Annotated in this window: 13 protein-coding genes; all 13 read right to left on the bottom strand. The window is 58.3% G+C overall.

Annotation, left to right across the window (positions count from 1 at the left end; translation table 11 throughout):
* Positions 1-2: 2 nt before the first annotated feature.
* Complete coding sequence (locus tag ACP15O_RS18735) at positions 3-170, bottom strand: hypothetical protein (RefSeq protein ID WP_425097540.1); 168 nt, start codon at positions 168-170, stop codon at positions 3-5.
* A complete protein-coding gene (locus ACP15O_RS18730; RefSeq protein WP_425097539.1) occupies positions 163-420 on the bottom strand; it encodes a helix-turn-helix domain-containing protein in 258 nt (85 codons plus the stop codon). Before ACP15O_RS18730 ends, ACP15O_RS18735 begins: the two co-directional genes overlap by 8 nt.
* Positions 417-659: a hypothetical protein gene (locus ACP15O_RS18725; protein WP_425097538.1), complete on the bottom strand. Its 243-nt coding sequence runs from the start codon at positions 657-659 to the stop codon at positions 417-419. Before ACP15O_RS18725 ends, ACP15O_RS18730 begins: the two co-directional genes overlap by 4 nt.
* Positions 656-1,348 carry a response regulator transcription factor CtrA gene (gene ctrA, locus ACP15O_RS18720; RefSeq protein ID WP_425097537.1) on the bottom strand — a complete coding sequence of 231 codons (693 nt, stop codon included), beginning with the start codon at positions 1,346-1,348 and terminating at the stop codon, positions 656-658. Before ctrA ends, ACP15O_RS18725 begins: the two co-directional genes overlap by 4 nt.
* A gap of 3 nt (positions 1,349-1,351) precedes the next feature.
* Positions 1,352-1,711 carry a helix-turn-helix domain-containing protein gene (locus tag ACP15O_RS18715; protein ID WP_425097536.1) on the bottom strand — a complete coding sequence of 120 codons (360 nt, stop codon included), beginning with the start codon at positions 1,709-1,711 and terminating at the stop codon, positions 1,352-1,354.
* On the bottom strand, positions 1,708-2,076 hold the full coding sequence (locus ACP15O_RS18710; RefSeq protein ID WP_425097535.1) for a hypothetical protein: 369 nt from the start codon (positions 2,074-2,076) through the stop codon (positions 1,708-1,710). Before ACP15O_RS18710 ends, ACP15O_RS18715 begins: the two co-directional genes overlap by 4 nt.
* Positions 2,076-2,282, bottom strand: a complete 207-nt coding sequence (locus ACP15O_RS18705) for a hypothetical protein (protein WP_425097534.1) — start codon at positions 2,280-2,282, stop codon at positions 2,076-2,078. Before ACP15O_RS18705 ends, ACP15O_RS18710 begins: the two co-directional genes overlap by 1 nt.
* On the bottom strand, positions 2,279-2,641 hold the full coding sequence (locus ACP15O_RS18700) for a nuclease domain-containing protein (RefSeq protein WP_425097533.1): 363 nt from the start codon (positions 2,639-2,641) through the stop codon (positions 2,279-2,281). Before ACP15O_RS18700 ends, ACP15O_RS18705 begins: the two co-directional genes overlap by 4 nt.
* Entirely contained in the window at positions 2,641-3,030 is a 390-nt protein-coding gene (locus tag ACP15O_RS18695) for a recombination protein NinB (RefSeq protein ID WP_425096620.1), read from the bottom strand. Before ACP15O_RS18695 ends, ACP15O_RS18700 begins: the two co-directional genes overlap by 1 nt.
* Before the next feature lies 1 nt (position 3,031).
* Positions 3,032-3,691, bottom strand: coding sequence for a ribonuclease H-like domain-containing protein (locus tag ACP15O_RS18690; protein WP_425096619.1), 660 nt, complete (start codon positions 3,689-3,691; stop codon positions 3,032-3,034).
* A gap of 11 nt (positions 3,692-3,702) precedes the next feature.
* The gene (locus ACP15O_RS18685; RefSeq protein WP_425096618.1) at positions 3,703-4,497 is read right to left on the bottom strand and encodes an ERF family protein; all 795 of its coding nucleotides are present in this window, start codon (positions 4,495-4,497) and stop codon (positions 3,703-3,705) included.
* A gap of 13 nt (positions 4,498-4,510) precedes the next feature.
* A complete protein-coding gene (locus tag ACP15O_RS18680; protein WP_425096617.1) occupies positions 4,511-4,714 on the bottom strand; it encodes a hypothetical protein in 204 nt (67 codons plus the stop codon).
* Positions 4,715-4,910: 196 nt separating this feature from the next.
* Positions 4,911-5,243: hypothetical protein (locus ACP15O_RS18675; RefSeq protein WP_425097532.1), on the bottom strand; the 333-nt coding region annotated here is incomplete at its 5' end.

The raw sequence follows: 5,243 nt of genomic DNA, 5'->3' as shown, positions 1-5,243 counted from the left end.
GGTCAGTCATCGAACGTGACTTTCGCTTCGATCTTCTTGCCGAAATACTCGCCCTTGGCGATGGAGCGGCTCAAGACGCCCGGCCAGGTATTCAGGGCGCGCGCGGCTGCGATGATGCTGGGGTATTCTTTGCCGTCGTACCGGACCTTCTTGGGGGTTGTGTCAGTCATGGTGAATCTCCATCTTGTAGCCCTGCCAGCCGATGGTGCGCAGGGTGTAGCCTGTGCCTTCGAGCTTTCGGCGCAGTGCGCGAATTTGGGTGTAGATGACCCTTTTGGACCCCAGCGGCCCGCCATCTTCTCGGTCACTGTAGATGTGATCAACGATGTGGTCTGTGCTGCGTATGCCGCCTCTTCTCAGAAGGGCGAAGATGCGCAATTGTGTTGGTGTCAGATTTTGGGGCAGGGGCAGGTCAGTCACTTCCGCCCCCATTCCCGCACCAGATCGTCAATCCAGTCCAGCAGGCCAATCGGATCGCGAGAGCCTGCGAGTGCGGCGGACAGAACGGCCATGCGGCCGAGGCCGGGCAGGGCGGGGCAGTTGCCGGGCTGGACGGTGGCGATGAACAGCCAGGCCCAAGCGCCAGTGATCAGGCCGATGGCCAGATAGGCCAGAGCGGCGTAGAGGGTGAAGGATATGAGGCGGTCGGTGGCGGTCATTTCTGTTCCTCCACTGCGGGGTCAGAAAGACGGTAGCCGCGCCCCCAAACGGTATCGATATAGTTTTCGCCGTCGGTCGCCTGGCTGAGTTTTTTTCTTAGCTTGGCAACAAACACGTCGATAATTTTCAATTCAGGCTCATCCATGCCACCATATAGGTGGTTGAGGAACATCTCTTTAGTCAGCGTGGTGCCTTTGCGCAGGCTAAGCAGCTCCAACATCTGATATTCCTTGCCGGTCAGGTGTACTGTCTTGCCACCGACATCGACCGTTTTCGCATCCAGATTCACGTTCACCTTGCCCGTGCGGATAACAGACTGGGAATGCCCTTTTGAGCGCCGGATAATGGCGTGAATGCGTGCGATCAGTTCTTCGCGATGGAAAGGCTTGGTCATGTAATCGTCCCCGCCAAACCCGAAGAATTTCAATTTGGAATCGGTGGAATCGTCGCCAGTCAACGCCATGATCGGGGTGTTTACGTGAGCCGTGCGAAGCTCCCGCAGCACATCGTGCCCGTCCATATCGGGCAGGCCAAGATCCAAAAGGATCAAATCATAATCATACAGCTTGGCCAGATCGATCCCCTCCTCACCCAAATCGGTCGTATAGACGTTCAGATTCGCATGGGTCAGCATCATTTCGATACTTTTCGATGTGGTGGGATCGTCTTCGATAAGAAGTATGCGCATCGCTCACGCCCCCGCCGGTTTGTAGTCAGCCACGGCGTCAATGAACGCGCGGATCTGTGTTTTCAGGCGCTCATCCGTGATCTTGGCGACGGCGCTCGCGATCCGGGCGGTTTCCGGGTCGATCACCGGGCCGCTGGGGGTGTCATCCGTCAGGTCCTCAAAGAAATACGCGGGCGGCACGTCCAGGATGCGAGAGATGTCGAACAGCTTACTGGCGCTGATCCGGTTGCGGCCCAGCTCGTATTTCTGGACCTGCTGGAACGAGATGCCCAAACCCTTGGCAACGTCCGTTTGTGTCAGGCCACGCAGGACGCGCAGGTTTTTGAGGCGGATTCCGACGTGGGTGTCTATGGGGTGGGTCATTTGGTGGATTCCTCTTCCAAAACCATTTCAGCGAGCGCCAGCGCGGCTTCGTATATGGCTGTTTTTTGGTGATCAGCATCGGCGTGAAGTTTTTTCAGAAACGCTGCGCGATCTCCGAAAAAACAGCCCGCACGGATAAAAGTTTCGCCGTCGGCGCTCTTGAAAAAATAGGCCTTTCGATGCTCGGATCCGATCCGATCAACGGCGAAATATGGCTTCCTCCAATTCAGCGGCTTGACCCGCCCGCTTTCGAAGCTGCACTCCTCGCCGAATGCCTTAATTTTGCTGTAGTCGCCGGTCGGGCAGTGCCTAACGCCGTTGACAACCGGAAGTGCGTCAAATTCTTCTTGCGTGTAAATCTTCATTAATTCGGTCCTTCCATCCAGAAAATCAGTTCCTCGGCTTCGCCCCGCTCGGTGGGCATGGGGCTGTGTTTGGCGATCACGCGCGCCGCGGCGATCACCTTTTCGTCGGGCTGGTGCGTCAGGTCGGCGATCACGGCACGGGCTGAAATAAGCGCGTCCGTGATTGCCTCGCTGCGGGCATCGTGAGTGGTGGCAGCGGGGATCATTCTTTCTCAGCCTTCAATAAAATCAGCCCATCAGCCCTGCTGCGCGCTTGCGTCACCATCAGGGCTCGCAAAATGTCCTCGTATCCGATAGGCGCGCTTGCCCATTTGTCGCGGCTATCCAGGACGGCATGGCACTGGTCGCAGGCGTCGATAACAAAGAGATCGTCAGGCTTTATGCCCATGCCGCCAAATCCGAAGAGGCGCAGGTGACAACCTACTGTTCGCTCTGGGTCGTGAGTGCATATGCCTGGTATCTGCAAAGAGCAGTCCCGACCGCGAGCGGCTTGCCGAATTGGGGCCGACTTCTCGGGGCGCTGGCCTTTGCGATAGATTGGGCGCTTTGGCAGTGTGGTAGCCATCAGAAGCCCCTTTCGGTAAAAGCAACGCCGTGCTGCGCGGCCCAGGCTGATATGAATTCGATCAGGTCCGACATCTGCGAAACAGTCATTGCAGACGAGCGGAAGCCTACCGGGAAAGGCTCCCCGTTGAGGCCCATCTGAAAGGCCACCTCGTGCCCACAAGCGTGCATGAAGAGCGCCTTCCAAGTCTCCGGGCTGTGGCGCATCCCGTTGTGTTCTGCCTGTTTCGAAATGTCGCCCAGCATGGCCCAGAGTTTGGCGTTCTGCTCCAGGCTGCGCTTTGGCTCCGGCTCGAACCGGATCACGCCACCTTCTGGCATCGCGTCAACATATCGGTGCGCTAGGTGGCGCTGCGTGTCTGTGGCGAGTTTGATGGGGTGGACGGCCATTTCACCAACCGACCGCTTGGAATTTGCGGTAAATATCGCGGGTGGCGATGACGTCTGAGACGCAATAGTCCGCTATCTTTTGATGCTCCCCATTCGCCCACGCCTCTGCAACCATAGAGCCGTCAAAATCCCCCTTGCCTTCAAGGCCAAGGGCAGATGCAAGATTGTCCATGCGGATGGATCCGCGCGCCCCAGCCCATGCGGTCATCGTGTCGAACATACTCTTGTCCCAAGGCTTAGGGTCGCGCGGAATCTGGCGTGGGATTTCAATGCCAAGAACAACGGCACGGCACAAAATGAAGCGGATATCAAAACCACCAATGTAGTGACCGACAAGCGTGTATTTTGCGAAGCTGCGGAACGCCGAGAAAAAGGCACGGATCACGTCAGCCTCTTGCTCCACCGTCTCGGCGTGCGCGACCACGGGGGCATCATCGTCAATAGCCCAAGAAATCGTACAGATATGGCCGCGCGCAGGGTCAAAGCTTGTTTTGGCAAGAGCCTCCTTCGCGGCATTCTCGGCATTTTCATCCATCCATTTCTGGATGCTCTCGGGCTTCTTGATGTTGGCCGGAGGTTTTACCGCGGCCTTCGCGGATTCCAGCGACTCGGGACCTTGGGCCGGGATCGTCTCAATATCGACTACGCAAACATGTTCCATTCTCAATCCTCTCAGTGCTCAATCGCATCGCCGTTCAGATCGGCGTTCTGCGCTTTCTTCATGGTTTCGATTTCCGCCTCGACCTGCGCCGCCTTTTCAGGCGCATCACCTTTCAGCTTCGCCAAATCTTGCTGGAATCGTTTGTCGCTCGTGACAGGCCCGACGCCGTGGCGTTTGAGGTCTGCAATCATCTGGTCGGCCGTGCTCTGGCGCGACGCGCTCGGGCGTTGCTTCACAGGCTCTTTGGGGCGCGGCGCGGCGGCTTGCCCGTCGTCATCAACCTCAGCAGACAGCCCCAGCGCAGCCTTTAGCGTGTAGCGCTGCAAGTAGGTCACTGCGCTGCCTACGGCCTGAAAGCTGTTCTTGCTGCCTGATGTGTCTGGCGAACCGGCCAGAGAAGTTTCTTCGCTGTGGCCGTGCGCGTGTTCGATGATGCAGGTCACGCGAACGCCGCCCTGTCCCTGATCTGTACGGAAACGATAGGACAAACCATGTTTGGACAGGATGGGGTCGATCTGCTTGGCGATGCCGGCCAGCGTTTCGTGCCTGTAGTGGGTGCGCCCCTTCTGTGAGGTGAAGTCAACCGTTGCATCCTTGATGATCGGGGGGATGTCAGCGCGAGCAGCAGACAAGGCCGCAGAAAAGGCAACGCGCGCGCTTTGAGCGTCCACACGCTCTTTCATCGCAAGCATCCGCTCCAGCTTGTCCAGGTCGGCGTTCGGGTCCATGACAACCCGCTCAATCATGGAAACCATCGGATCAGCGGGCAGGACGGCTTGTTCTTCGTGCTTGGTAACGGCGTTCATGCCTTGTCTCCTCTCAGCAAGCGCCACAGGTTGTGGCGGCGTGGTGGGCGATTGATTTGAAAACCGTCAGGACCAGTGCAGTCCCGACAGCGGCAACGAAGCCCCAGCGCAGACATGCGACCAGAAACAGGCACAGGCGCTCGGCATGTTCCGCGCGCTCGTGTTCAGCTTGGCGCGCCTGCAACTCGGAAATGGTGGGGAAGTTCAGATCGGTCATTCTTCAAAGCTCCCGTACATGTGGTCAAAAATCTGGGCTTCGGTTGATTTGGGCGCGGGGGTCGGTGGTGGTGTGCGACCCCCGCGCTCGCCAGGGGGAGAGGAGACCCCTCGGCAGACGCTGCGTCCCCCGTGAGTAGCGGCTTGCAGCGTTTCGATGATTTCTTTGAGTTGCTTGAGCGGGCAGGCCATACCGACTACTCGGCGGCGATGGCGTAGTCGGCAATGTTCTCCTGAACAGCCTCGGCCACACCATCCAAAACGCGCTCCATGGCGGAACTTCCGATGATCTGCTCAACGGCGGACGCGGGCAGGCGGTAGCCGTCCATGTCAACGTAGAGCAGCTCGACACCCATCACGGACAGTCCGTCAACCCCGCCAACGTCTGCGCTGTAGTCGTCCTCAATGGCCACATCGTAGACGGCCACCCCGGTCAGGCTGCAAGCATCGCCGGAAAACTCGGCACTTTCTTCGCGGTAGATCATTTTGGTTCCTCTCATCTGCCCCGCGATTGGCTCCCTGTTGGCGCG

Origin of the sequence: Youngimonas ophiurae (nom. illeg.) (assembly GCF_049803795.1) — a bacterium.
GTDB lineage: Bacteria > Pseudomonadota > Alphaproteobacteria > Rhodobacterales > Rhodobacteraceae > Thalassobius.
The sequence above is the reverse complement of the archived record's forward strand: the minus strand, read 5'-3'. Positions and strand labels throughout refer to the sequence as shown.

What these genes read in the sequence shown, in the direction of transcription:
- ACP15O_RS18735 (WP_425097540.1), bottom strand. Translation starts at nt 170, where the DNA reads ATGACTGACACAACCCCCAAGAAGGTCCGGTACGACGGCAAAGAATAC.
- ACP15O_RS18725 (WP_425097538.1), bottom strand. Translation starts at nt 659, where the DNA reads ATGACCGCCACCGACCGCCTCATATCCTTCACCCTCTACGCCGCTCTG.
- ctrA (WP_425097537.1), bottom strand. Translation starts at nt 1,348, where the DNA reads ATGCGCATACTTCTTATCGAAGACGATCCCACCACATCGAAAAGTATC.
- ACP15O_RS18715 (WP_425097536.1), bottom strand. Translation starts at nt 1,711, where the DNA reads ATGACCCACCCCATAGACACCCACGTCGGAATCCGCCTCAAAAACCTG.
- ACP15O_RS18710 (WP_425097535.1), bottom strand. Translation starts at nt 2,076, where the DNA reads ATGAAGATTTACACGCAAGAAGAATTTGACGCACTTCCGGTTGTCAAC.
- ACP15O_RS18705 (WP_425097534.1), bottom strand. Translation starts at nt 2,282, where the DNA reads ATGATCCCCGCTGCCACCACTCACGATGCCCGCAGCGAGGCAATCACG.
- ACP15O_RS18700 (WP_425097533.1), bottom strand. Translation starts at nt 2,641, where the DNA reads ATGGCTACCACACTGCCAAAGCGCCCAATCTATCGCAAAGGCCAGCGC.
- ACP15O_RS18695 (WP_425096620.1), bottom strand. Translation starts at nt 3,030, where the DNA reads ATGGCCGTCCACCCCATCAAACTCGCCACAGACACGCAGCGCCACCTA.
- ACP15O_RS18690 (WP_425096619.1), bottom strand. Translation starts at nt 3,691, where the DNA reads ATGGAACATGTTTGCGTAGTCGATATTGAGACGATCCCGGCCCAAGGT.
- ACP15O_RS18685 (WP_425096618.1), bottom strand. Translation starts at nt 4,497, where the DNA reads ATGAACGCCGTTACCAAGCACGAAGAACAAGCCGTCCTGCCCGCTGAT.
- ACP15O_RS18680 (WP_425096617.1), bottom strand. Translation starts at nt 4,714, where the DNA reads ATGACCGATCTGAACTTCCCCACCATTTCCGAGTTGCAGGCGCGCCAA.